The sequence below is a fragment of the Ruminococcus sp. AF31-8BH genome (genome assembly GCF_003460605.1).
In the GTDB taxonomy this organism is placed as follows: Bacteria; Bacillota; Clostridia; order Lachnospirales; family Lachnospiraceae; genus Blautia_A; species Blautia_A acetigignens.
The window spans coordinates 1-346 of sequence record NZ_QTVN01000019.1; the positions used below are offsets into that span (position 1 = coordinate 1).

At 39.6% G+C, this 346-nt stretch carries 1 pseudogene; it reads right to left on the reverse strand.

Annotated elements, in window-relative coordinates:
* Positions 1-38: 38 nt before the first annotated feature.
* A pseudogene (locus tag DWZ38_RS22520) lies at positions 39-346 on the reverse strand (hypothetical protein); the annotation flags it as partial.

Sequence of the window (346 nt, forward strand, 5' to 3'; positions counted from 1 at the left end):
ATATTAATTTGGTTAAAATGAACAACTTAGAATGTTTTTCAAACACGCTCTAGGAGAAATTCCCGCAGAATTCCTTCCCGAATGCATTCTTCCACTGCTTTTTCTACCGCTTCATTTAAACTCAGCGTTTTCTTGTATGTTCTTACTTTTGATACGTACTGGGCATATTCTTTCAGGATCTGGCAGCTTTCCTTCAGTTTCTGGTTGTGACCTTCATTAATGTTAATTATCAGAACTTTTAGCTCCAGTGCAGGCTCTCCTCTGACTGTTTCATATGCATCGGACAAGCGATGTTCCATACATTCTCCGATCTTACGGTTCCCGTTGTAGAATACGATAAACTGCG